Source organism: Rhodopseudomonas rhenobacensis (assembly GCF_014203125.1).
Classification (GTDB): Bacteria; Pseudomonadota; Alphaproteobacteria; order Rhizobiales; family Xanthobacteraceae; genus Rhodopseudomonas_A; species Rhodopseudomonas_A rhenobacensis.
Window position 1 is genome coordinate 90,235 of sequence record NZ_JACHIH010000005.1, and the last position, 23,219, is coordinate 113,453.

The following is a 23,219-nucleotide window of genomic DNA, read 5'->3' on the forward strand; positions in this document are numbered from 1 at the left end:
GCGCAGCCAACGGCAGGTCGAGGGATCTGCCCGAGTGCACTTTGCCTGCGGAAGTGGAGCGCGCTTTGCCGTTGATCTGGCCACCGTCGCGCTCCCGCTCAAATACTTGCACTTTAGGAACGACTATCATGGACACTCTCCTCAATGACACCATCACGCCGACGCTGATCGAGAACGTCACGTATGACGAGTTGCAAATTGGTAGTTCGGCGGGCTTCATCCGCACGGTGACTCGAAAAGACATCGCCATTTTCGCGGCGCTCTCCGGTGACGTGAACCCGGCGCATCTCGACGACGAATTCGCCGCCGCCTCGATGTTCAACGGCGTCGTAGCCCACGGCATGATCACCGCGGGGTTCATCTCGACGATCCTCGGAACCATGCTGCCTGGGCCTGGCGCGATCTATTTGAGCCAGAGCCTGCGGTTCTGTTGCCCGGTCAAGCCCGGCGACCGGATCACCGTCACGGTGACGGTGACCGCCAAGGACGACGAGAAGAAGCGGGTTACGCTGGACTGCCGCTGCTTGAACCAGGACGGCACGGATGTGGTTGTCGGAACCGCTCTTGTGATCGCGCCGGTCGAACGGATTGTGCGGCAGCGCCCCGATTTGCCGGAACTGCAGGTGCTCCACCAAGAGAGACACCAGGCGCTGCCTCGGCAGTCGCACACCGTTCCGGCCTGACTGCCGTCGCGTTGCTACGCAGCGTCAGACCCAAAACGACCGCTCGCCCGACAACCTTTGATCGGTGCGATCGCGATCCTTCCACCTAATGGACCTCAGTTGAGAACCGGAGCTACCACAATGGACGACAATTCTTTTTCCACCCTGTCCCCTGACCAGGGGCTGTTTAGCCTGTCCGGCAAGAAAATCCTTGTCGTCGGCATCGCCAACGAAAACTCGATCGCATGGGGATGTGCCAAGGCTTACCGCGCCATGGGTGCTGACCTTGCGATCACGTATTTGAACGACAAATCCGAGCGGTTCGTCCGTCCATTGGCCGAGCAGCTCGATGCCTCGATCATTGTGAAGGCCGACGTGACGCGGGAAGGTGAACTCGAGGCCGTCTTCGACACGATCAACAGCAAATGGGGTCGGCTGGATGGCCTGCTGCATTCGATTGCCTTTGCGCCGATGGCGGATCTGCACGGGCGCGTCGTCGATTGCTCCCGCGAAGGCTTCATGACGGCAATGGACGTGTCGTGCCATTCCTTCATCCGCATGAGCAAGCTGGCCGAACCGCTGATGCCCGAAGGAGGATCGATCCAAACCCTGAGTTATCTCGGCGCCGACAAGGTGGTCGATCACTACAACATCATGGGGCCGGTGAAGGCCGCGCTGGAAAGCGTGACGCGATATTTGGCGTCTGAACTTGGTCTGAAGGGCATTCGGGTCAACACGCTCTCGCCGGGCCCGCTGAAGACCCGCGCCGCCAGCGGCATCGGTCACTTCGACGAGTTGATCGCCAAAGCGACGGAACGCGCGCTGACGCATCAGCTCACCACGATCGAGGAGGTCGGCGCGTATTCCGGCTTTCTCATGACAGAGCAGGCGCGCTCGGTCACCGGCGAACTTCACTACATTGATGGCGGCTACAACACCGTCGGCTGAACCGAGCAAGGAGCGGGTTGGAAGGCGCGATAACTCCAGCCCAAACCATACCATTAGAAGTTGAACACCGTTTGATCGGCCGCGATAACCGCGGCCGGTCAAGCGGGTTTTTCCGTGGCTGGTTTTTCGCGCGGGAGCCCGGCTCCCGTCGACGAAGCGCAGCGCGTTTCTGGCCGCACAGGCCGGCGAATTGTGGCCGGTGCCGGCTACGTGGCCCGAGTTGCATTCACGCAGCAGGGCCGGCCGTGCCCGCCTTCCTCCGAACTGACTTCTTGACCGGGCGCGACAGCCGTCGGTCCGCCTCGCAGCGATGCGTTGCCGCCGGCGGCATGCTGATCGTCGGTCGTTGCGGCTCCGGTGCCGGCTTTAGTTAGTCGAGGCCGCCGCTCGTTCCGAGTCAGAATTCAGGACAAAGCCGCGTCAAGAATTACTGCACGGCGATGCCGCCGGGATCGTTGGAATCCGCAATTTGCGCAGAAATCCGCTCTGCCGGATCGAGTTACATGACGATTCATCGTTGGCATGACGCTTGCTGAGTAGTTGGCAGCAAGAAACGTGCGGAATGCAGAGCGGACCTCAACGTCGGCCTTCGGGACTATCGCGGAGATAGCAGTCGAAGACAGGTCGGTCGGGCTGACGGACAGCACAAGGCGCGGCTTGCCAAGCACCGGCATCATCGACGCATCCCCTGCGTCTTGGCGCGGTTGCGCTCACCACTGGAAGACGTTGCTAGGACAAATCATGAAGAACAGAAATGCACTTGTCACCGGCTCCACGAGTGGAATCGGTTTGGCGACCGCTCGCGAACTGGCCAATCGCGGCTGCCACGTCATGCTCAACGGCTTCGGTGACGCCGCCGAGATCGATCGGCTGTGCGCCGAGATCGCCGCGCGCAGCGGGACCAAGGTGATCCATTCCGGAGCCGACCTCAGTCGGCCGGAACAGATCCCCGCCATGCTGGCGCAGGCGGTCGAAGCTTTCGGTCCGCTCGACATCGTGGTGAACAATGCCGGCACGCAGCATGTCTCGCCGGTGCAGAACTTTCCCGACGAGAAATGGGATCTGTTGCTCGCGGTGAATCTGAGCGCTGCGTTCCACATCATCAAGGCCGTGGTGCCCGGCATGATGGAGCGCGGCTGGGGACGGATCGTCAACACCTCGTCGGTGCTCGGGATGGTGGGCGCGCCGCACAAGCCGGCCTACGTCGCCTCGAAGCACGGCCTGATCGGCCTGACCAAATCGATCGCGATCGAAGTCGCCGAGCACGGCGTCACCTGCAACGCGGTGTGTCCGGGCACGGTGCTGACCGCGATCATCGAAAAGCAGATCGCGCAGCAGGCGGTGGCCACCGGGCTGCGTGAGGATCAGGTGATGAAGGAAGTCTTCCTCCGCGAAATCCCGACGAAGAAGATGATCCCGCCCGAACACCTCGCCGCCACCATCGCCTTCCTGTGCTCGGAGGAGGCCGGCTCCATCACCGGCGCCGCCATCGCCGTGGACGGCGGCTACACCGCCCACTGACGCGCAGCCAACGGCAGGTCGAGGGATCTGCCGTCCCCCCCTTTCATGGAGGAAGTCATGGACTTTCTAATCTGCCTCCTTTCACTCGCCTTCCTGATGTTCGTGGCTTATCGGGGCTTCAGCGTCATCCTATTCGCACCGATCGCCGCCATCGGCGCCGTCATGCTGACCGACCCCGGCAACATTCTGCCGGTCTACAGCGGCCTGTTCATGAGCAAGATGGTGACGTTCATCGAGAACTACTTCCCGCTGTTCTTGCTGGGCGCCTTGTTCGGCAAGCTCATCGAGATGTCGGGCTTTGCGCAGTCGATCGTGACCACGGTGCTGCGCATGATCGGCCGCAATCAAACCCTTCTGGCGATCTGCATCGTATCGGCCGTGCTGACCTACGGCGGAGTATCGCTGTTCGTCGTCGCGTTCGCCGTCTATCCGTTCGCAGCGGAAATGTGCCGATCCACTGACGTTCCCAAGAATCTGATTCCCGCCACCATCATTTTCGGTGGCGCGACCTTCACGATGGACTGCCTGCCGGGGACGCCGGCGATCGTCAACATCATTCCGACGTCGTTCTTCCACACCAGCATCTACGCAGCGCCGGTGCTTGGGATGATCGGTGCGACTTTGATCTTCTGCAGCGGCTACGCTTACCTCGAGTGGTCTCGCCGCCGCATGATGGCGAAGGGCGGCGGCTATGCGGCGACCTGCGAACTGCGCTCGGAACCCGAAATCCTCGCTGACGCAAGCCTGCCGAATCCCTGGGTGGCGATCAGCCCCTTGGTCATGGTCGGCGTGCTCAACCTGTTTTTCACCAAGATGCTGCCGGTTTGGTACCCGGCCAAGATCGTGGTGGAGATGAACGCGATTACCAAGCCGATCACGGTCAATCTGCCCGCACTTCAGGGCATCTGGGCGGTCGAGATCTCGCTGGCGATCGCCTGTCTGTTCGTGGTCTGCACCTCCTTCAAGACATTGAAGGCGAAGTTTGCAGGGGCCAGTCAAACCGCTGTGGGTGGCGCCATGCTGGCGACCATGAACACCGCGACCGAGTACGGCTACGGTTCGGTGATCGCCGCGCTGCCGGGTTTCCTCGTCATTCGCGACGCTTTGACATCGATCCCCAATCCCTTGCTGAACGAGGCCATCACCATCAATGCGCTGGCCGGAATCGTCGGCTCGGCGTCGGGCGGCATGAGCATTGCGCTCGCGGCGATGGCCGACAGCTTCGTGGCCAGCGCCAACGCCGCCGGCATCCCGCTCGAGGTGTTGCACCGTGTCGCCGCCATGGCGAGCGGCGGCATGGACTCGCTTCCGCACAACGGCGCGGTCATCACCATCATGGCGGTCTGCGGCCTCAACCACCGGGAAGCCTACCCCTACATTTTCGGAATCGTCATCTGCAAGACGTTCGCCGCTTTCGCGGTGATCGGGATCTACTACCTGACCGGATGGGTCTGAGCCTTCATCTGCAAATCAACCATTGGAGAAAGACTATGAGTAAGCTGGTCATCACGGCAGCGATCACGGGCGGCGTCCACGTCCCCAGCCTGTCGCCTTATTTCCCCCACACCCCGGACATGGTCGTCGAGCAGGCGGTCGGCGCCGCCGCCGCCGGAGCCGCGGTCGTCCACATCCACGCCCGCGATCCCAAGGACAGTCGTCCCAGCAGCGACGTCAATGTGTTCGAGGACATCGTCAGCGCCATCGATCAGCAATGCGATGCTGCGATCTGCATCACCACCGGCGGCGGCCTCGGCATGACGTCCGAGGAAAGGCTCAAGCCGGTCAATATCCTGAAACCGGAATTGGCCTCGCTCAATGCGGGCTCGATGAACTTCGCGATCCACCCGCTCGCCGACAAGGTCAAGCAGCCGAAATTCGACTGGGAGATTCCGTACCTGAAATCCACGGAAGACCTGGTGTTTCCGAACACGTTCAAGAGCCTCAAGGTGTTCTCTGCCGGCATGCAGGCAGTCGGCACCAAACCGGAGCTCGAAGTCTATGACGTCGGCATGATCAACAACATTAAGTACCTGATCGACACCGGCGCGCTGAAGACTCCGGTCTATCTGCAGTTCGTGATGGGCATCCTGGGCGGCATGCCGGCGACGCCTGCGAATCTGCTGTTCCTGGTCGATACCGCGCAGAAGCTGATCGGTGCGGAAAACTTCGTCTGGTCGTGCTGCGCCGCCGGCAGGACTCAAATGCCGCTGCTCACTTTGGCCATGACCCTGGGCGGCAACGTCCGTGTCGGGCTGGAGGACAATCTCTACATCGGACCCGGCCAACTGGCGAAGAGCAGCGCCGAGCAGGTCGAGAAGATCATCCGCATCGCCAAGGAATTGAACTTCGAGATCGCCAGCCCCGCGGAAGCCCGTCAGATCCTTGGTCTGAAGGGGCAGGCGGAAGTGGGCTGGGCGGCCCGCTCCAACGCGGGGCGCAAGGTCGCCGGCGGCAAAGGGGGGCAGCTATGAAAAAGGTGATCGCGCTATCCGACGCGGTCGAGCTCATTCCGGAAGGCGCCGTTCTGATGATCGGCGGCTTCACCGGAATCGGCGCACCACTGCGGCTGATCGACGAGTTGGTGCGACAGCGCAAGAGTGAGCTGACCATCATCACCAACGACACCGGACGCCCCAATGTCGGTCTCGGCAGGCTGATCAGCGAGCGATTGGTCTACCGTGTCATCACCAGCCACATCGGCCTCAACGCCGACACTCAGAAGCAGATGATCGCCGGCGAGATCCAGGTCGAGCTGGTGCCGCAGGGAACGCTGGCCGAACGGATTCGCGCTGGGGGCTTCGGCCTCGGCGGCATCCTCACCCTCACCGGCCTCGGCACCTTGGTCGAGGAGGGCAAGGCGACCGTCGATGTCGACGGCCAGACCTTCCTGCTGGAGAAGCCGCTGCGGGCCGACTTCGCCCTGGTGGCGGCCAAGCGCGCGGACTACGGCGGCAACCTCGAATACGCCTTCACCGCGCGCAACTTCAACCCGCTGATGGCGATGGCGGCCACGACCGTCATTGCCGAGGCCGATGAGATCGTGCCGGTCGGGGTCATCCCGCCCGACGCGGTCGTCACGCCCAACGTCGTCGTGGATCACCTGGTAGCCAAGGAGCGTCGTCATGGATGAGAAAACCATCATCGCCAAGCGTGTGGCGCTCGAACTACACGACGGCGAACTCGTTAATCTGGGGATCGGCCTGCCCACGCTCGTGACGCGCTATCTGCCGGACGGCATCGAGGTGTTCCTGCAGTCGGAGAATGGCCTGATCGGCGTCCAGGCATTGCCGGAGGAAGGACTGGAGGACGATGACTTGACCGACGCCGGCGGCGGCCCGATCGGCGCGGTGCCGGGGGCTGCGGCCTTCGACAGCGCGATGTCGTTCGGGCTGGTCCGCGGCGGGCATCTGGATGTCACCGTCCTCGGCGGCCTGCAGGTGGATCAGCAGGGCCAACTCGCCAACTGGATGGTGCCGGGCAAGATGGTGCCGGGCATGGGCGGCGCGATGGATCTGGTGTCGGGAGCCAAGCGGGTGATCGTCGCCATGCAGCATTCCGCCAAGGGTCAGTCGAAGATCCTGAAGCGCTGCACGCTGCCGGTCACGTCGGTGCGTCGGGTCGACCTGATCGTCACCGACCTCGCCGTCATCGAGCCGACGGCCGACGGCCTGCTGCTGCGCGAGGTCGCCCCCGGCGTCACCGTCGAACAGGTGATCGTTGCCACCGAGGCCGAGCTGATCATTCCGGTCTATGTCCCAACGATGCCGATCGATGTGGAGACCGGCGGCAAGGTTGCCGACGTCGTGCCATCGAGCCCACTGCCAGAGCAAGTCCGTTGACCGTTGATATCATTGTTGCCGGTGCCGACCGGACGGCCGGCGCGGGTGGCAATGGCGGCCGGGCACGGCCGCGACGTTGCCGGTTGTCTTCATCGGCCACTGCTTCTTCTGAATCGCCCTCAAGGACCACATCATGAGTAACATCGTCATCGCCGCTGCCGCTCGCACCGCGGTCGGATCCTTCAATGGCAGCCTCGCCAGCATTCCCGCTCATGATCTCGGCGCCGCCGTGATCCGCGAGGTGCTGCTTCGCGCCAACACCGAACCGGCCGACGTGAGCGAGGTCATCCTCGGCCACGTGCTCACCGCGGGGCAGGGTCAGAACCCGGCGCGACAGGCGGCGATCGCCGCCGGGATTCCCGCCGAATCCAGCGCGTTCTGCATCAACCAGGTCTGCGGCTCCGGGTTGCGCAGCGTCGCGCTCGGCGCCCAGGCGATCCAGGCCGGCGACGCCGAGATCATGGTGGTCGGCGGCCAGGAAAGCATGAGCCTGTCGCCGCACTTCGTACACCTGCGCGGCGGCATCAAGATGGGCAATGCCGAACTGCAGGACACCATGATCAAGGACGGATTGTGGGAAGCCTTCAACAACTACCATATGGGAACCACCGCAGAGAACGTCGCGCGGGCCTTTGGCATCACCCGCGAGGCGCAGGACGCGTTCGCCTTGAAGTCGCAGCAGAAGGCGGCAGCCGCCCAGCAGAGCGGTCGTTTCCGCGATGAACTCGTTGCCATCACCGTCAAGACCCGCAAGGGCGACGTGGTGGTCGAGTGCGACGAACATCCGAAGCCTGGTACCACGGCGGAGACCCTGGCCAAACTGCGCCCGGCTTTCGCCAAGGACGGCACGGTGACCGCCGGCAACGCCTCCGGTCTCAATGATGGCGCCGCCGCACTGGTGCTGATGCGTGAAGAGGATGCGGTCCGCCGCGGTCTGGTGCCGCTGGCGCGGATCGCGTCCTGGGCCACCGCCGGCGTCGATCCCACCATCATGGGCACCGGCCCGATCCCGGCCAGCCGCCTCGCGCTGCGCAAAGCCGGCTGGAGCGTCGATGCGCTCGATCTCATCGAAGCCAACGAGGCCTTCGCCGCTCAGGCGTTGGCGGTGAACAAGGAGATGGGCTGGGATCCGGAGCGGGTCAACGTCAATGGCGGCGCGATCGCGCTCGGCCATCCGATCGGCGCATCCGGCGCGCGCATCCTCGTCACGCTGCTGCACGAAATGCAGAAGCGCGAGGCCAAGAAGGGTCTCGCCACGCTTTGCATCGGCGGCGGCATGGGCGTCGCGCTCTGCGTCGAACGCTAGCGCGGCCGCAACTCCTCGGGAGGCCGTGGTCTCTCGAGGAGTTGCTCCGCCCGGGCCGGTAACAGACCGGCTCCGCGTCGCCGCCTGCGGACGCTCAAATCGCGGGAGTCTGGATCGAGTCGTTACGCGGAACGGACCACGAGTCCGCGATCGCTTTGTCGCGCCTTGTTTCGGCCGTCGGCCGACGTCGTTTGTCGCTATCAGCAACATGGAATCCACATGTCCTATACATCGCAACTCGTCCTGGTGATCAATTGCGGGTCGTCGTCGATCAAATTCGCGGTGATTCCCGCGCTCGGCGGCGCGCCGCTGGCGAGCGGTCTGGCGGAATGTCTCGGGCTTGCCGAGGCGAGGCTGGTGATCAAGTCCGGCGAGACCAAGACCACGAATGCGCTGCACGCCGGCGCCCATGACGCGGCGATGGCGGCGATCCTGCGCTATCTCGACGAGCAGAGCCTGCTCGATCGCATCGTCGTCGTCGGGCACCGCGTCGTGCACGGCGGCGAGCGCTTCACCGCCTCTGCCTTGGTGACGCCGGAAGTTCTCGCCGACATCGAGGCGGTGTCGGCGCTGGCGCCGCTGCACGGCCCGGCCAATCTGCTCGGCATCCAGGCCTGCTCGCAAGGCCTGCCGTCGGTGCCCCAGGTCGTGGTGTTCGACACCGCGTTCCACCAGACCATGCCGTGCGCGGCCTATACTTACGCGATCCCGCAGCACCTCTATCGCGATTACGGCGTGCGGCGTTACGGCTTCCACGGCACCTCGCATCGCTACGTCGCGCGCCAGACGGTCGAGCTACTACGGCTCGATCCGCAGGATCATGGCATCGTCATCGCGCATCTCGGCAACGGCGCCTCCGCCACCGCGGTCAGCAACGGCGAGAGCGTCGACACCACGATGGGCATGACGCCGATCGAGGGTCTGGTGATGGGCACCCGCTCCGGCGACATCGACTTCGGCGCGGTGGCGCATATCGCCCGCACCGCGCGGCTGAACCTCGACGAGGTCGACGCCATGCTGAACAAAGAGAGCGGTCTGCTCGGCGTTTCCGAACTGTCCAGCGACTGCCGCACGCTGGAGCAGGCCGCCAAATCCGGCCACGCCGGCGCCATCCTGGCGCTCGACGTGTTCGTGCATCGGCTGGCGCGCCACATCGGCGGGCTCGCCGCCTCGCTGGATAATTTCGACGCCTTGGTGTTCACCGGCGGCATCGGCGAGAACTCGGCGCTGATCCGCGCCAAGACCATCGAGAGCCTGCGGGTGTTCGGCTTCACCCTGAACCGCGAGGCCAATGAGCGGATGGTCGGCGGTCGTTCCGGCCGGATCAGCCGCAGCCGGCGGCCGACCGCGGTCGTCATCCCCACCGATGAAGAGGGACTGATCGCCAATGACGCGGCGACCGTGGTCGGGATTTTTCCCGCGACCGGAGTTCCGGCGCAGCCCCGCGACCTTCACTTCGCCTGATCGCTCAGGCGCCCAGTTACTTGTGACTCGTCGATCGATCGGATGACTGCCATGAACACGCTCCCCCGCCATCGCACCTTCTACCTCGTTCCGGTGTCCCGCGACGCGGGGCTCACCTCCGTGACGCTCGGTCTCGTCAGGGCCCTGCACCTCACCGGCCTACGGGTCGGCTTCGTCAAGCCGATCGTGCAACCCGAAGTCCGCGCCGGTGATCTGGACCTTGCGGCGCATTTTGCCCGCACCTTGTGCGGGGCCTCCGCGCCCGATCCGATTTCGATCGATCACGCCGCCGAGATGGTGCGCTCCGGTCAGCTCGGCGGGCTGATGGAAGAAGTCGTGTCGATGGTCGACACGGTGCAGGCCGATTGCGACGTGGTGATCGTCGAGGGCCTGATCCCCAACGTCGAATTCCAGATCGCCACACGGCTCAACATCGAGATCGTCCGCTCGCTCGGCGCCGACCTCATCCCGGTGCTGGCCGGCGGCGCGCATAGTCCGGCCACGTTAGCTGCGAAAGCTGCCGCGGCCGCGGAGCAATATGGCGACGACGGCCGCCGGCCGATCGCGGGCCTCTTGATCAACCGCTGCGCCGATGCCGCGGCGGCGTCGGCGTTGTCCGCGCTCGGCGCGCTGACGCTGAAGGGCTCGGCGACGCCGGTGCCGATCCTCGCCGCGGTGCCGAATGCGCCGCATCTGCTGGCGCCGCGGATGATCGACATCGCCGATGATCTCGGCATGAGCATCCTCAACCGCGGCGACATCGAGAGCTCGCGGGTGCAGACCGTGGTGGTCGCCGCGCGCTCGGCGGAGAAGCTGCTCGGCGATCTGCGGCCCGGAACCCTGGTGGTGACGCCGGCCGATCGCAGCGACGCGATTCTCGCCACCGCGCTGGTGGCGCAACGCGGCATGCCGCTGGCCGGCTTCGTCTTCACCTGCGGCGGGCGTCCGGCGCCCGAGGTCGCGGCGGCGCTGGCGGCGGCGCCGCTCGATCGCCTGGCGCTGCTCTGCACCGAGGACGATACGTTCGTCACCGCCTCGAAGCTCGCCAACCTGTCCGCGCACGTCAACCGCGCCGACGCCGACCGCATGGAGCGGGTGATCTCGTTCATCGCCGAGCGGGTGGACACTGCGCCGCTGGTGCATCGTCTCAACCTGCCGGTCGACGGATTGATGCCGCCGCCGGTGTTCCGGCATCGCCTGGTCGCGCGCGCGCGCGCGGCGAGCCGCCGCATCGTGCTGCCCGAGGGCGAAGAGCCGCGCACCATCCGCGCCGCTGCGATCTGCGCCGAGAAGCGCATCGCCCGTTGCATCCTGCTTGGCGCGCCGGACCGCATCCGCGAAGTGGCCGCGGCCCACGGCATCGACCTGCCGGACGACGTCGAGATCGTCGATGCCGAGCAGCAACGCGCCCGCTACGTCGACCCGCTGGTCGAGCTGCGCAAGTCGAAGGGCCTCACCAAGCTGCAGGCGGAAATTGCCCTGGAAGACTCCGTCGTACTCGGCACCATGATGTTGGCGCAGAACGAGGTCGACGGGTTGGTGTCCGGCGCCATTCACACCACCGCCTCCACGGTGCGTCCGGCGCTGCAGCTGATCAAGACCGCGCCGGGCTCGAGCATCGTCTCCAGCGTGTTCTTCATGCTGATGCCGGATCAGGTGCTGGTCTATGGCGACTGCGCCATCAATCCGGATCCGACCGCCGATGAACTCGCCGAGATCGCGATCCAGTCCGCCGACTCCGCAGCTGCCTTCGGCATCGAGCCGCGGGTGGCGATGATCTCCTACTCGACCGGCGCGTCCGGCGCCGGCGAGGACGTCGACAAGGTGCGCCGCGCCACCGACAAGGTGCGCGCGTTGCGCCCCGACCTGATCGTCGACGGCCCGATCCAATACGACGCCGCCACCGTGGAAAGCGTCGGCCGGCAGAAGGCGCCGGGCGGCCCGCTCGACGGCCGCGCCAACGTCTTCATCTTCCCCGACCTCAACACCGGCAACACCACCTACAAGGCGGTGCAGCGCTCGGCCAACGTGGTCTCGGTCGGCCCGATGCTGCAGGGGCTGCGCAAACCCGTCAACGACCTGTCGCGCGGCGCCCTGGTCGACGACATCGTCTACACCATCGCGCTCACCGCGATCCAGGCGGCGGCCGGGGATGCCGGCGGCGGCAAGTTGGCCGCGGCGGCGGAGTGAGGAGCGAGCCGATGCGCGGCGGTGCTGAAACGCGACGAGGTCAAGGCAAGCTCGGCTCGTTGATGGACGCAGATGCCAAGCTCCATCGCAGCGCGCGCGATCCGCACTTGCCCGATAGCGACATGGACGAGCGCTCGAAATGGCGCTGCACGTCCAAAGGTGATCCGCGCCCGCGGTTGCGGCGCTGCATGGAGTGACGAAGATGCTTGCTCGCGATGTTATGACGACCGGAGTTTCCGTCGTGGGACTAAGTTCATCCTCAGCCGATGTTGCGCGCGTACTGCTCGCGTCGCGCGTCAGTGCCGTGGCCGTCGTCGACGGCGACGGCGCCCCGATCGGCGTCGTCAGCGAATGGGATCTCGTCGGCCAGCGCACCGGCGACCGCATCGCCAAACGCGATCAATGGCTGTCGCAACTGGCGGAAGGACAACCTCTCGCGGCCGAGTACTTGCAATCGGTCGATCCGGTCAACCGAAGCGCCGCCGAGATCATGCATCGGCCGCTGATCGCCGTCCCGGAGGCGGCGCCCATCGCCGAAGTCGCGCGCCTGATTACCGAACATCGCGTCAAACGGGTCTTCGTCACCCGTGACGATCGCCTGGTCGGCGTGGTGTCGCGGAGCGACCTGGTGCGGGCGTATTTCGCCGCGACCGTTCCGTCCGCGCCGCCGCCGCGCGTGCCGTCCGAACGGACATCCTCGATCGCCCCGCCGGCCCGCGCCGCCGCGCTGCCGCCCGCGCCAAATCCTTCGGCCTCCGAAGTTGCAGAGCGGGCCAGTGCCCACGAATTCGCGCTTCTGGTCGCAGCCGCGGAGGACACCGAACGCGCGCAACGCGCCGCCGCCGAGCGACAGGCGGGCGAAACGCGGCGCGCGCTGGTCTCGGCGCTGCAGCAGAAGACGCTCAGCGAGGCAGCCTGGCAGTCCGCGATCGAGGGCGCGCGGCGTGCAGCCAAGCTCGGGCTGCGCGAATTCCTGCTGATCCGGTTTCCGTCCGAGCTGTGCAGCGACCGCGGGCGCGCCATCAACGCGATGGATCCGAGCTGGCCCGAGACCTTGATCGGGGAGGCGGCCGACGTGTTCGAACGCTGGCAGAAGGACTTGAAGCCACAGGGATTCGGGCTCACCGCCCAGATCCTCGACTTCCCCAACGGCTTTCCCGGCGATGCGGGTCTCACCCTGCGATGGGGAAGCTGATCGGGATCGCCCGCCGTCCTATCGCTGCTTCCGGCTTGAAGACGCGGCGAGAGGTCGGCACCAGGGCGTTTTCGGTTAGGATTGCTGCGGTTCAAGAGTCCCGGTCCCGGGCCGTCATTCCGGGGCTCGAACAGCGTCAGCTGCGAGCGAGCCCGGAATCCATAACCACCGCAGGGGATATGGATTCCGGACTTGCTCGTTCTTGCGAACTCGCAATCCGGAATGACGACGACGTCTTGGTTGAATGATTCAATCCTAACCGAAAATGCTCTCGTCTAGTTCTGACTAAGCAGGTGAAGTCAGGCGCCCAGCTCCGGCTGTTCAGCTTCCGCGGCAACACCATATTGCGTATCGAGCGAGATGTTGTGCCTGCTCATCTTCGCATACAGATTGGTGCGTGCCAGTCCGAGCTTGCGCGCAGTTTCCAGCTTGTTGCCTTTCGCCTCGGTGAGCGCGGTCAGGATGAGCGAGCGCTCGTACTCATCGACCGCCTCGGCCAGCGGGCGTTTCCGGCTCGGCGCAGTGAGACGGGGCGCGATTTGCGGAAGGATCTCGGCGAAGTCGTCGGCCGTAATCTGATCGCCATCGGTGCGCGCATAGACCTGCTCGATGACATTGGCCAATTCGCGAACGTTTCCGGGCCAGTCGTGGGCGTGCAGCACCTCCAACGCTTGCGGCGTGACATTGCGCATCGGCTGGTCGAAAGTGGCGGCGGTCCGTTCTGAAAACAGCGAGGCGAGGATCTCCAGATCCTCCTTACGGTCGCGCAGCGGAGGCAGCTGAACCGGGAAGACGTTGAGACGGTAGAACAGATCGGCGCGGAATTTGCCTTCCTTGATCATTTCCGGGAGCGCCCGACTTGTCGCCGCGATAATACGGACGTCGACCTTCACCACCTGATTGGACCCGAGCGGCTCGACCTCGCGCTCCTGCAGCACGCGCAGCAGCTTGACCTGCAAGGACAACGGCATGTCGCCGATCTCGTCGAGGAACAGCGTGCCGCCATGGGCCAATTGGAATTTGCCGGGACGCGGCTGATGGCTGGCACCCGTATAGGCTCCGGGCGCGACGCCGAAGCATTCCGCCTCGAGCAGGTTCTCGGGAATGGCAGCAACATTGAGGCCGACGAAGGGGCCGTTCACCCGATCCGAAGCCGCATGGATGGCATGGGCCACCAGCTCCTTGCCGCTCCCGGTTTCGCCCAATAGAAGCGCGGACGAGTTGATCTGGCCGCCTTTCCGGATCAGCCGTTTCAGCCGCAGCATGGGGGGACTGAAGCCCACCAGGTTCTCCACCGTGTATTTCGATGTGCGGACGGCCGCGAGCTTTTTCTCCATATGCACCAGACGCGAATGCAGCTTGTTGAAGCGATCCGCGATCGGCCGGAGCAGCGTGACGCTGTTCTTGAGAGAAAAAGAGATCGCGCCGATGACGGCCCCGGTTTGATCCCGTAACGGCAGCCGGCTCACCAACAGCGTGTGCTCGCCGTACTTTATAACGTCGAGTGGAATAGAGCGCCCGGTTTCCACAACCTCGCGCATCCGGCTGTGCGGGATGAGGCTCTCCACAGGCTTGCCGACCGCCTTGGCGCAGGCGTCGGGTCCGAGCCCCAGCAAGGTCATCTGCTTTGGGCTGAACCAGACATGCTTCTCGTTGAGCCAGACGATGCGGGAGTCCTGGTCTATGAGGAGGGCCCCATCGATCATTTCGTCGATCATCCCCAACAGATCGCGTGCCGCAGCGAATTGTTCGTTCCGTGCGCCTAGCATGCCTGAATCCTCTTCAAAGCCCGCTGCAGTTCTGTCCTGAATTGGTCTCGACGCCTTGCGGTGGATCAACGCCGCGCGCGCGCGGCAGAACTCATATCGTAGGCACTGAGGCTCCGCCACGGCTGGCCGAGACCGCGGCAGCGCAAATCGCCCGCGTTTCTTGGGGCAGACGCAGGGCTCTCTGCCTTCATCCTCTGCCTTCATCCAATGACGCATCGCTGCGGGCCGCGTTCCTGCGCCGCATTGACCCGGTCGGTCGCCTTAATGCCTGCGGGCATGGTAAAAGCGGTGGGCGCGATGCGGGCCACGATAGACGTGCGCGGCGCGCTCCGAGGACGCCGGCGCCTATGCCGACGTGCCCGGCTTCTGCGAGGCGGCCAAGCTCCACGACATCAAGACGCACGGCCCCTTGTCGATTTCCTTTCCCGACATCACATGGACGGTGTCCATGATGATCAGGAGCCAGGAAAGTCTGAGCGTCAACGGCACGAACAGGAAATGACAGAGCGCCGTCGCGGCGAATTGCCAACGCGACAGCTCCACAAATGTCCGGTCGATCATTCGCGGCGGCGCGCTCTGGCGGGGCGAGCGGAGCGAGGAGGCGGCTACGAACCCAAGTGACACTGCGTGCGCGAGTACCCGCGTACGGCCAGTCAGATCGACCTGCGATGAGGATGCAGATCAAATCGTGTCAATGCGGCCCCTCGTGCAGAGGAGTTGTCACCAAACTGCGATCGTAAATCCGAGCCTTTAAGTCAACACCGACATTCCGATGACAAAACCACCGTAACTTGTCGCCGCGACTTCAGTGACATAGTCACAGACAAACCGTCTCGTTACGCGCATGAGTTGAAGGATCGCACCGCATCGTTGTGGTCAGATCGGAGAAGGGCATCAGCCATGGACAATACGCTTCCCGCAGAGCCCACGCGGCGCGACTTTCTGTTCGTTGCCACCGGAGCGGTTGCCGCCTTCGGCGCCGCGGCCGCCACCTGGCCGCTGATCTCCCAGCTCAATCCGGACTCCTCCACGGTCGCCGGCGGCGCCCCGATCGAGGTTGATCTCGCCCCGATTGTGCAGGGACAATCCATCAAGGTGTTTTGGCGCGGCGCTCCGATCTTCATCAATCATCGCTCGCCGGAAGAGATCGCGTCGGCGCGTAGCGTCGATTGGAGGACCTTGGCCGATCCGCAGTCCGACGAAGACCGCACCAAAGCCGGCCATGAGCAGTGGCTGGTCGTGAACGGCATCTGCACCCATCTCGGCTGCATTCCGAACTATCACGAGGGCCAATACGACGGTTGGCTGTGTCATTGCCACGGCTCGCAATATGACTCCTCCGGTCGGGTCCGGAAGGGACCGGCGCCGGCGAACCTCGCGCTGGTGCCTTACGAGTTCCTGTCCGACACCCAGCTGCGCATCGGATAACACCGGACGCCGAGCGACATTTCAGCCTGATGCAGTCAGAGCAGGATGACGTCTCTTCGGATGTCAACTTGCTCTGGCTTTTCTCTTGCGCACGAGCTTTCAGAAAACCGCGATGCGGCTTTCGCGATCAGGCTTTCAGCCTCGCTCCGATCAGAACGGCCGTCCGCCGGCGGCTGAGATCGCGCCGAACACCAATGCAGCGGCAACACCGAGACAGATCGCCGCCTGGCCCCAAGAGCCCGGTGTTGCGACCGGCATGTCGGTGTACTGATCAGCAGGCTTGCGCCCGGTGATCATGGCTTCGATCAGCGGTTCGCGGTGAGCGACCGCATAAATGACGTTTGCCGCGACGTGCACTGCGACGAAGACTTCGATCGTCGTGAAGATATAGCGATGCCATCGGGCGGCAACATCGACCATGGCGTCCGAGATTGTCTTGGCGAGCGGGCCTTCGATGATCAGGCGATCTTCGTCGGCGGAGAACAGGCCGGTCGTCGCCATCGCCGCGACCAGCACGAGCAAAGCGACAACCATCCAGCCGCCGAGCGGGTTGTGGCCGAGGAATTTCGTCTTGGCCTGCAGATAGACGAATACCTTGCCGGGCGCGGCGAAGAAATTGGCAAAGCGCGCGGTCGAGCCGCCGACGAAGCCCCACAGAACACGGAAAGTGATCAGCACCAGCGCCGCGTAGCCGTTGAATTTGTGCCAGTTCGGCACGCTGCCGCCGTATCTGTTACTGATCCAGCCATCGAGAACGACGAAGACGAGCGCCCACTTGAAGACGCGCGTTGGTCCATCCCAGGCGATGACGCTCGCTTCGTTCATGCGTCAGCTCTTCTTGGCGCGATAATCGTCGTGACACGATTTGCAATTGCCAAATACGCCTCCGATGTTGGCCTTCAGCGTGGCTTCGTCCTTGATGGTGCCCTGCGCGGCCGAGGCGGCAGCGGTAAGCTTGACGAAAAGGTCGTCGAATTTTGTCTTCTCGTCCCAGATCTTCGGCAGCGCTGCGGTGTCGCCGCCGGTCTTGGAGTTGGCGGGGAACAGATCCGGCAGCTTCTTCGAGCCGTCGGCGATGGTCGCGAGCGATTTCTGCACCACCGCGCTGTCGTAACGAGCCTCGCCTTTGGCCATGGCCGCGATCGGCTTGGTGGCCTCACCAATGTCCTTCAAGATCGCCTTGCGCTGGGCAATCGGATCGCTCTGCGCAATAGCGGCGCCGGTTGCCAGCACGGCAAGGGCGATGACAATTCCGAGTCTCTTCTTCATCGATTCACTTTCTGATTTCATTCTGTTGGAGTTTGACAGCTCGCGATGTCAAACGCGTCGGAGTCGGCGCAAGCGACATATACCCGAGCTCTCTCCATCTCCGTCAAGCGGTGGACGGGTTACAGTTTGGTAAGACATCGACCAGCGATTTTTCAATCGTGTTGATAGTCGACCGGGCGAACATCGACACCGCGCGTCTGTCACTCCTGGAAGATAGTCGGAATTTGCTGTCGAAGTATCGACAACGGCAGCGCTCGATTGCCCGCCAGAAAGTTAGAGCATTCGAATCGACCCGGCTGTGACATCGTCACAGACAGAGCAAACCAATCGGCGCATCGGTCGTTTTGCCGCAGGCAGGACTGTTGTTGGGAGGGCCCGCGAGTCTCCAGAAATACCTTTTGAAAGATTTTAGACATGACTGACCGCAGCGATGTTCAATTCTGGGATCGGGTCGCAGACAAATATGCGGCAAGGCCGATCAAGGATGTTGCGGCTTACGAGGCCATGCTTGCGGATGTCGCGTCCCGGCTTTCGGAGGCGGACCGGGTGTTGGAGATCGGCTGCGGCACGGGCGTCACCGCGATTCGCCTCGCGCCCGGCGTCCTGCAATGGAAGGCGACCGACCTGTCACCTGAGATGCTGCGGATTGCACGCGGCAAACCCGCGCCGGCCAATCTCAGCTTCGCCATGGCCGACGCAGAGTTGGCGGCTGACGGCGATTCTTATGACGCGATTTGCGCCTTTTTGATTCTGCATCTGGTCAGGGATCTTCGCACATCGCTGGCCGCGATACGCGATCGGCTGAAACCCGGCGGTCTCTTGCTGAGCAAGACGTACTGCTTCGGTGACATGAATATCGTGATGCGTCGTGCCGTGCTTCCCGCCCTTCAGACCCTCGGCATGGTGCCGCCGGTCACCGTTCTGACATTGCAGCAGCTTCGCCAAGCCATCGTTGACGCCGGCTTTGCAATCGACACGGTGCGCAGCTTCGGGCGCAATCGTCACAGCCATTATATCGTCGCACGCCGATCATCCTAGGCGTGACGGCGTCCGCTAGATTGGGGATGGCCGACCCCACATCGCATAGCCTGAACGATACAGCACGTAACCGGCCACGGTGAAGACGACGATCGCGAAGATGCGGCTGAGCGTGTTCTTGCGGGCGCCGAGCCGGGTTGCCAGCAACGTGCCGGCCAGCCCGCCGACCAGGCCGCCGGCAAGAAATTCGCCGGCGATGCGCCAATCGATCAGGCCCGACAGCGAATAATTGAGTGCGGTGGCCAGTCCAAATGTCCCCACCGCCAGCAGCGAAGTGCCGACCGCGTTGAGCGTTGTCATGCCGGTGGAAGCGCGGGTGTGGGCGCACGAGACCGCGATCACCAGGATCAAGATCAACCTGTTCGACCCCGGCCCGACCCGCACCAAACTGCGCGCCAGCGTGATGCCCGGAGAAGACCCGCAGACCTTGCCGACGCCGCAGCAGGTTGCCGAGCAGATCGTGCCGCTGTGTGCCGCCGACTTTGCCGAAAGCGGCAAGCTGTATGATTACACGAGCCGCACGGTGAAGGATTTTGCCGTGCTGTGAATCGCAGCGCGATAGGTTTATCTGGATCGATGCAGACCTCGGACAAGCAATCGATCAGGGAACGGCTCGGCGCGCTGCGGAACCTGAAGCCGTTTATCGCGATGGTCTGGCGCACCAGCCCGTCGCTGACCCTGACCTCGCTGCTGCTGCGGCTGTTGCGCGCCGTGCTTCCGGTGGCGACGCTGTTCGTCGGCAAATTGATCATCGACGACGTCGTGCTGCTGGTGCAGCTGCCGGACAAGCCGTCGACCTTCGCGCAATGGCTGGACAGCGGCCGGTTGAATTGGCTTGGCCTGTTGCTCGCCGCCGAGCTGGCGCTGGCGATCGTGGCGGATCTGCTCGGGCGCGTGGTGGCTTTGGTCGATAGCCTGTTGTCGGAGCGCGTGACCAACGCCTCCAGCGTGCGGCTGATGCAGCATGCCGCGACGCTGGATCTGGAGGATTTCGAGGACGCCGATTTTCAGGATCAGCTGGAGCGGGCGCGCCGGCAGACCAGCGGCCGGATGACGCTGATGGCGCAATTGTTCGGTCAGGCGCAGGACATCGTGACCGTGGTCAGCTTCGCCGGCGGGCTGATCTTCTATGCGCCGTGGCTGATCGCGCTGTTGCTGCTGGCGCTGGTGCCGTCGTTTCTCGGCGAGGCGCATTTCAGCGCCAAGAGCTATTCGCTGGATTTCGTGCGCACGCCGGAACGGCGCGGGTTGGACTATGTCCGGCAGACCGCCGCCAGCGTCGAGACCGCCAAGGAAGTAAAGATCTTCGGGCTCAGCGGCTTTCTGATCGACCGCTATGTGCGCCTCGCCACCGAGTTCTACGCCGCCAATCGCAACCTGGCGCTGCGCCGCGCCGGCTGGGGGAGCCTGTTCACCGCGCTCGGCACCACCGGCTATTATCTGGCCTATGGCTATATCGTCTGGCGCACGCTGGCCGGCGAATTTTCGGTCGGCGATCTCACCTTCCTGGCGGGCTCGTTCCGCCGGCTCAGCACGCTGCTCGAAGGGCTCTTGACCAGCTTTTCGAGCACCGCAAGCCAGGCGCTGTATCTCAACGACCTGTTTGCGTTCTTCGAGGTCGAGCCGGAGATCCTGTCGCCGTCCGATCCGCGGCCGTTCCCGCAGCCGATCCGCGAGGGCTTTGTGTTCGAGGATGTCGGGTTCATCTATCCGGGCGCCGAACGCTGGGCGGTGCGTCATCTCAGCTTCGCGCTACGCGCCGGCGAGATGCTCGCCCTGGTCGGCGAGAACGGCGCCGGCAAGACCACCTTGGTCAAACTGCTGGCGCGGCTCTATGACCCGGACGAAGGCCGCGTGCTGCTCGATGGCCACGATCTGCGGGACTATGACCTCGACTCGTTGCGCGGCAATATGGGGGTGATCTTTCAGGACTTCTTCCGCTACAACCTCACCGCCGCCGACAATATCGCGGTCGGCAAGATCGACGCGCGCGACGATCACGACCGCATCGAACGGGCCGCCCGCAGCAGCCAGGCCGACGAGGTGATTGCGCGATTGCCGGACCGCTACGAGCAGATGATCGGCAAGCGGTTTCGCAACGGCGTCGAATTGTCCGGCGGGGAGTGGCAGAAGATCGCGATCGCGCGGGCCTATATGCGCGAGGCGCCGGTGCTGATCCTGGACGAGCCGACCGCGGCGCTGGACGCGCGATCCGAATTCGAGGTGTTTCAGCGCTTCAAGGCGCTCAGCGCCGGCAAGACCGGCATTCTGATCTCGCACCGCTTTTCCAGCGTCCGGATGGCCGATCGAATTCTCGTTCTCGCCGATGGCAAGGTGGAATCCGCCGGCACGCACGACGAACTGATGACGCAGGGCGGCCGTTATTCCGATCTGTTCGAGCTGCAGGCCGCAGGCTATCGCTAGCGGCTGGCCCGCGCTCCGTCTGCGCCTGGTGTGAGAACCGCAAATTTCAGCATGAGAGCCGGTTTCTGGAAACCGGCTACCGCAACTCCAGCTTGTTGCCGCGCCACACCTGGCATAGCCTCTGCAACAGCCCCGCGAGTTGGATGATCTCCATGATGATCGTCGTCAAACGCAAGATGCGCAGAACTCAGATCGGGCTGCTGGGCGCGCTCGCCTTGCTGGGCGGAGTAGTTGGCGCGGAAGCGGCGGGGCCGTGGCGAGCCGGTGAAGGCAATACGCGGGGCTGGCAATTGATGAGCCCGCAAGAGCGCATCGAGCATCAGGCGCGAGTGCGTGGTTTCACCGATTATGAAACCTGCCAGGCCTACCGGACCCGACATCACGACCTGATGGTGCAGCGTGCCCAACAACGCGGCTTGGAGTTGCCGGACTCCCACTGGGATTTCTGCGACCGTCTCAAGTCGATGCCGTCCTCGCCGCCGGCTTCGGAGTGAGCCGATGACCGGCTTGGCATCGACGCTGCGGTTGCTGTCGATCCCGCTGCTCTCCGTCGCCGTGCCGTTCGGCTTTGTGCTGTGGGCTTTTCCCGAGGACCTGGCGCCGGCGCGGATGATCGGGATCGTCTTCGGCTGGATCGGCTGCGGGTTGCTGCTGGTCAGCCTGCTGTTGATGCTGCGCGAACCCCGGCTGGCGCGCTGGCTCGGCGGGTTGGAGCGCATGTATCGTTGGCACCACGTCACCGGCATCCTGGCCTATGTGGCGCTGCTGCTGCATCCGCTGGCGCTGGCGGCGAATGGACTCTCGACGTCGCCGGCATTCGCCTGGGAGACGTTATCGGCGTTCGACGAGGGATGGGCGGTCTGGTCTGGCTGGCTTGGGCTGCTGGTGCTGATGCTGGGATTGATCGTCACGTTCAGTCCGACGTTGAACAGACGGCTGTCATACGGCACCTGGCGCTGGCTGCACGCTGCGCTTGCCCTCGGGGTATTGCTCGGACTGGCTCATCTTGTGCTGCTCGGCATCGACGAACCAGTGCTGCCGATCATCGCCGTGGTGGCGCTGATCCTGGCTTGGCGCGCGCTGCGCGGCGATCTCGGGTTGGCGGCGCATCCCTACATCGTGAGCGCGGTGCGGCCGATTGCAGCAGGCGCCGTTGAGATCGGCTTACGCCCGCTCGGCGATCCGCTCGCCATCGCCGCGGGACAGTTCGTATTGGTGGCGTTTTTTGCCGGCCCGACCTACCGCGGTTGTGGCGAATTTCATCCCTTCACGGTCAGTTCGATCGATCCTGACCGGGTGCTACATGTCGGCGTGAAGGCCCTCGGCGACTGCACCCGGCGGATGCTGTCGATTGAGCAGGGCGTGGCGGCGCGGGTGATGGGCGGGTTCGGCAATTTTCTCGCTGACCGTAAAGCCGCTCCGCAATTTTGGGTGGCGGGTGGCATTGGCGTGGCGCCGTTCGTCGCTCTGCTGCGGGCCGGTCATCTCAGCGACGCAACGACGCTGCTGTACCTGTATCGCAGCGAAGCCGACGCGGTGTTTCTGTCGGAATTGCGCACGATCGCGGCATCCGACCCGCGGCTGTCGCTGCAGGCGGTAGCGACCGGCGACACGTTGCCGGACCTGACGCCGATGCTCCCCGATGCCTCGCAGTTATCCGGCTGCGATTGCTATTTCTGCGGGCCGCCGGGACTGATCGCGGCGCTGGAGCCGTTGCTGCGCGCCAAGGGCGTCACCGCCCGCCATATCCATTACGAAAACTTCGAGTTCAGATGATGCGCAAACTGTTCATCGCAACGACTGCGACGTTCTGGGCCATGGTGTTCGCATTCTGGGGCGGCAGCCTGTGGTCGCCCGACGCCGAGCCGCCGCTCGCCGCAGCGCCTGACCGCGCGATCGCCGCCGCCGAACTGGCCAAGCACGCCACGCCCGAAACCTGCTGGATGGCGATCCGCGGCGACGTCTACGATCTCGCCGCCTATCTGCCGGACCATCCGTCACGGCCGCAGATCATCGAACCATGGTGCGGCAAAGACGCCACCGAGGCCTATACCACCAAGACCAAGAACCGGCCGCATTCCAAGGAAGCCGACGCGCTGCTGCCGAAATACCGGATCGGCCGGCTGTCGCCCGAGCGTTAGTCCCGCAGCGATTATGCCGTGAGCC

Annotated in this window: 21 protein-coding genes and 3 pseudogenes; 19 read left to right on the forward strand and 5 right to left on the reverse strand. The window is 64.2% G+C overall.

What is annotated here, in order from left to right:
* Window positions 1-128: 128 nt before the first annotated feature.
* From HNR60_RS06725 to HNR60_RS06780, 12 genes are all read left to right on the forward strand, one after another.
* Window positions 129-683 (forward strand): MaoC/PaaZ C-terminal domain-containing protein, encoded by a 555-nt coding sequence (locus HNR60_RS06725; protein ID WP_184255694.1) that lies wholly within the window; start codon window positions 129-131, stop codon window positions 681-683.
* 120 nt (window positions 684-803) lie between these two features.
* Window positions 804-1,610, forward strand: a complete 807-nt coding sequence (gene fabI, locus HNR60_RS06730; RefSeq protein WP_184255696.1) for an enoyl-ACP reductase FabI — start codon at window positions 804-806, stop codon at window positions 1,608-1,610.
* Window positions 1,611-2,351: 741 nt separating this feature from the next.
* Window positions 2,352-3,131: a 3-hydroxybutyrate dehydrogenase gene (locus tag HNR60_RS06735; protein WP_184255692.1), complete on the forward strand. Its 780-nt coding sequence runs from the start codon at window positions 2,352-2,354 to the stop codon at window positions 3,129-3,131.
* Window positions 3,132-3,188: 57 nt separating this feature from the next.
* Window positions 3,189-4,586, forward strand: coding sequence for a GntP family permease (locus tag HNR60_RS06740; protein WP_184255799.1), 1,398 nt, complete (start codon window positions 3,189-3,191; stop codon window positions 4,584-4,586).
* A gap of 35 nt (window positions 4,587-4,621) precedes the next feature.
* On the forward strand, window positions 4,622-5,602 hold the full coding sequence (locus HNR60_RS06745) for a beta-keto acid cleavage family enzyme (protein ID WP_184255698.1): 981 nt from the start codon (window positions 4,622-4,624) through the stop codon (window positions 5,600-5,602).
* Window positions 5,599-6,261 carry a CoA transferase subunit A gene (locus tag HNR60_RS06750; RefSeq protein ID WP_184255700.1) on the forward strand — a complete coding sequence of 221 codons (663 nt, stop codon included), beginning with the start codon at window positions 5,599-5,601 and terminating at the stop codon, window positions 6,259-6,261. Before HNR60_RS06745 ends, HNR60_RS06750 begins: the two co-directional genes overlap by 4 nt.
* Window positions 6,254-6,970 carry a 3-oxoacid CoA-transferase subunit B gene (locus tag HNR60_RS06755; protein ID WP_184255702.1) on the forward strand — a complete coding sequence of 239 codons (717 nt, stop codon included), beginning with the start codon at window positions 6,254-6,256 and terminating at the stop codon, window positions 6,968-6,970. The genes HNR60_RS06750 and HNR60_RS06755 overlap by 8 nt, the downstream gene beginning before the upstream one ends.
* 133 nt (window positions 6,971-7,103) lie before the next feature.
* Window positions 7,104-8,276, forward strand: a complete 1,173-nt coding sequence (locus tag HNR60_RS06760; RefSeq protein WP_184255704.1) for an acetyl-CoA C-acetyltransferase — start codon at window positions 7,104-7,106, stop codon at window positions 8,274-8,276.
* A 219-nt stretch (window positions 8,277-8,495) separates the two neighbouring features.
* A complete protein-coding gene (locus HNR60_RS06765) occupies window positions 8,496-9,740 on the forward strand; it encodes an acetate/propionate family kinase (protein ID WP_184255706.1) in 1,245 nt (414 codons plus the stop codon).
* Between the two features lie 51 nt (window positions 9,741-9,791).
* A complete protein-coding gene (gene pta, locus HNR60_RS06770; RefSeq protein WP_246432841.1) occupies window positions 9,792-11,930 on the forward strand; it encodes a phosphate acetyltransferase in 2,139 nt (712 codons plus the stop codon).
* An 11-nt stretch (window positions 11,931-11,941) separates the two neighbouring features.
* On the forward strand, window positions 11,942-12,127 hold the full coding sequence (locus tag HNR60_RS06775; RefSeq protein ID WP_184255710.1) for a hypothetical protein: 186 nt from the start codon (window positions 11,942-11,944) through the stop codon (window positions 12,125-12,127).
* 5 nt (window positions 12,128-12,132) lie between these two features.
* On the forward strand, window positions 12,133-13,125 hold the full coding sequence (locus HNR60_RS06780) for a CBS domain-containing protein (protein WP_184255712.1): 993 nt from the start codon (window positions 12,133-12,135) through the stop codon (window positions 13,123-13,125).
* A 299-nt stretch (window positions 13,126-13,424) separates the two neighbouring features.
* Here the strand turns inward: HNR60_RS06780 and HNR60_RS06785 are convergent, their stop codons facing one another.
* Both HNR60_RS06785 and HNR60_RS06790 read right to left on the reverse strand, forming a co-directional pair.
* On the reverse strand, window positions 13,425-14,894 hold the full coding sequence (locus HNR60_RS06785; RefSeq protein WP_246432842.1) for a sigma-54 interaction domain-containing protein: 1,470 nt from the start codon (window positions 14,892-14,894) through the stop codon (window positions 13,425-13,427).
* A 414-nt stretch (window positions 14,895-15,308) separates the two neighbouring features.
* Window positions 15,309-15,455: pseudogene (locus HNR60_RS06790) on the reverse strand (cytochrome ubiquinol oxidase subunit I); the annotation flags it as partial.
* Between the two features lie 339 nt (window positions 15,456-15,794).
* Here HNR60_RS06790 and petA point away from each other — a divergent pair.
* The gene (gene petA, locus HNR60_RS06795; protein ID WP_184255714.1) at window positions 15,795-16,322 is read left to right on the forward strand and encodes a ubiquinol-cytochrome c reductase iron-sulfur subunit; all 528 of its coding nucleotides are present in this window, start codon (window positions 15,795-15,797) and stop codon (window positions 16,320-16,322) included.
* A gap of 150 nt (window positions 16,323-16,472) precedes the next feature.
* On the opposite strand, the gene HNR60_RS06800 is transcribed toward petA, so the two are convergent.
* Both HNR60_RS06800 and HNR60_RS06805 read right to left on the reverse strand, forming a co-directional pair.
* On the reverse strand, window positions 16,473-17,147 hold the full coding sequence (locus HNR60_RS06800) for a cytochrome b/b6 domain-containing protein (RefSeq protein ID WP_184255716.1): 675 nt from the start codon (window positions 17,145-17,147) through the stop codon (window positions 16,473-16,475).
* A 3-nt stretch (window positions 17,148-17,150) separates the two neighbouring features.
* A complete protein-coding gene (locus HNR60_RS06805) occupies window positions 17,151-17,591 on the reverse strand; it encodes a c-type cytochrome (RefSeq protein ID WP_184255718.1) in 441 nt (146 codons plus the stop codon).
* Between the two features lie 414 nt (window positions 17,592-18,005).
* Here HNR60_RS06805 and HNR60_RS06810 point away from each other — a divergent pair, with 414 nt between their 5' ends.
* The gene (locus HNR60_RS06810) at window positions 18,006-18,629 is read left to right on the forward strand and encodes a class I SAM-dependent methyltransferase (RefSeq protein WP_184255720.1); all 624 of its coding nucleotides are present in this window, start codon (window positions 18,006-18,008) and stop codon (window positions 18,627-18,629) included.
* Between the two features lie 15 nt (window positions 18,630-18,644).
* Here the strand turns inward: HNR60_RS06810 and HNR60_RS06815 are convergent.
* Window positions 18,645-18,938: pseudogene (locus HNR60_RS06815) on the reverse strand (TSUP family transporter); the annotation flags it as partial.
* Window position 18,939: 1 nt separating this feature from the next.
* Here HNR60_RS06815 and HNR60_RS06820 point away from each other — a divergent pair.
* The 5 genes and pseudogenes from HNR60_RS06820 to HNR60_RS06840 form a co-directional block, all read left to right on the forward strand.
* A pseudogene (locus tag HNR60_RS06820) lies at window positions 18,940-19,176 on the forward strand (SDR family NAD(P)-dependent oxidoreductase); the annotation flags it as partial.
* Window positions 19,177-19,205: 29 nt separating this feature from the next.
* Window positions 19,206-21,053, forward strand: coding sequence for an ABC transporter ATP-binding protein (locus tag HNR60_RS06825; protein WP_184255722.1), 1,848 nt, complete (start codon window positions 19,206-19,208; stop codon window positions 21,051-21,053).
* 152 nt (window positions 21,054-21,205) lie between these two features.
* A complete protein-coding gene (locus tag HNR60_RS06830; RefSeq protein ID WP_246432843.1) occupies window positions 21,206-21,547 on the forward strand; it encodes a hypothetical protein in 342 nt (113 codons plus the stop codon).
* Between the two features lie 4 nt (window positions 21,548-21,551).
* Window positions 21,552-22,829, forward strand: a complete 1,278-nt coding sequence (locus HNR60_RS06835; protein ID WP_184255731.1) for a ferric reductase-like transmembrane domain-containing protein — start codon at window positions 21,552-21,554, stop codon at window positions 22,827-22,829.
* Window positions 22,826-23,194: a cytochrome b5 domain-containing protein gene (locus HNR60_RS06840; RefSeq protein WP_184255733.1), complete on the forward strand. Its 369-nt coding sequence runs from the start codon at window positions 22,826-22,828 to the stop codon at window positions 23,192-23,194. The genes HNR60_RS06835 and HNR60_RS06840 overlap by 4 nt, the downstream gene beginning before the upstream one ends.
* Window positions 23,195-23,219 lie beyond the last annotated feature (25 nt).

Coding starts and splice junctions, on each gene's coding strand:
- HNR60_RS06725 (WP_184255694.1), top strand. CDS start 129: ATGGACACTCTCCTCAATGACACCATCACGCCGACGCTGATCGAGAAC.
- fabI (WP_184255696.1), top strand. CDS start 804: ATGGACGACAATTCTTTTTCCACCCTGTCCCCTGACCAGGGGCTGTTT.
- HNR60_RS06735 (WP_184255692.1), top strand. CDS start 2,352: ATGAAGAACAGAAATGCACTTGTCACCGGCTCCACGAGTGGAATCGGT.
- HNR60_RS06740 (WP_184255799.1), top strand. CDS start 3,189: ATGGACTTTCTAATCTGCCTCCTTTCACTCGCCTTCCTGATGTTCGTG.
- HNR60_RS06745 (WP_184255698.1), top strand. CDS start 4,622: ATGAGTAAGCTGGTCATCACGGCAGCGATCACGGGCGGCGTCCACGTC.
- HNR60_RS06750 (WP_184255700.1), top strand. CDS start 5,599: ATGAAAAAGGTGATCGCGCTATCCGACGCGGTCGAGCTCATTCCGGAA.
- HNR60_RS06755 (WP_184255702.1), top strand. CDS start 6,254: ATGGATGAGAAAACCATCATCGCCAAGCGTGTGGCGCTCGAACTACAC.
- HNR60_RS06760 (WP_184255704.1), top strand. CDS start 7,104: ATGAGTAACATCGTCATCGCCGCTGCCGCTCGCACCGCGGTCGGATCC.
- HNR60_RS06765 (WP_184255706.1), top strand. CDS start 8,496: ATGTCCTATACATCGCAACTCGTCCTGGTGATCAATTGCGGGTCGTCG.
- pta (WP_246432841.1), top strand. CDS start 9,792: ATGAACACGCTCCCCCGCCATCGCACCTTCTACCTCGTTCCGGTGTCC.
- HNR60_RS06775 (WP_184255710.1), top strand. CDS start 11,942: ATGCGCGGCGGTGCTGAAACGCGACGAGGTCAAGGCAAGCTCGGCTCG.
- HNR60_RS06780 (WP_184255712.1), top strand. CDS start 12,133: ATGCTTGCTCGCGATGTTATGACGACCGGAGTTTCCGTCGTGGGACTA.
- HNR60_RS06785 (WP_246432842.1), bottom strand. CDS start 14,894: ATGCTAGGCGCACGGAACGAACAATTCGCTGCGGCACGCGATCTGTTG.
- petA (WP_184255714.1), top strand. CDS start 15,795: ATGGACAATACGCTTCCCGCAGAGCCCACGCGGCGCGACTTTCTGTTC.
- HNR60_RS06800 (WP_184255716.1), bottom strand. CDS start 17,147: ATGAACGAAGCGAGCGTCATCGCCTGGGATGGACCAACGCGCGTCTTC.
- HNR60_RS06805 (WP_184255718.1), bottom strand. CDS start 17,591: ATGAAGAAGAGACTCGGAATTGTCATCGCCCTTGCCGTGCTGGCAACC.
- HNR60_RS06810 (WP_184255720.1), top strand. CDS start 18,006: ATGACTGACCGCAGCGATGTTCAATTCTGGGATCGGGTCGCAGACAAA.
- HNR60_RS06825 (WP_184255722.1), top strand. CDS start 19,206: ATGCAGACCTCGGACAAGCAATCGATCAGGGAACGGCTCGGCGCGCTG.
- HNR60_RS06830 (WP_246432843.1), top strand. CDS start 21,206: ATGATGATCGTCGTCAAACGCAAGATGCGCAGAACTCAGATCGGGCTG.
- HNR60_RS06835 (WP_184255731.1), top strand. CDS start 21,552: ATGACCGGCTTGGCATCGACGCTGCGGTTGCTGTCGATCCCGCTGCTC.
- HNR60_RS06840 (WP_184255733.1), top strand. CDS start 22,826: ATGATGCGCAAACTGTTCATCGCAACGACTGCGACGTTCTGGGCCATG.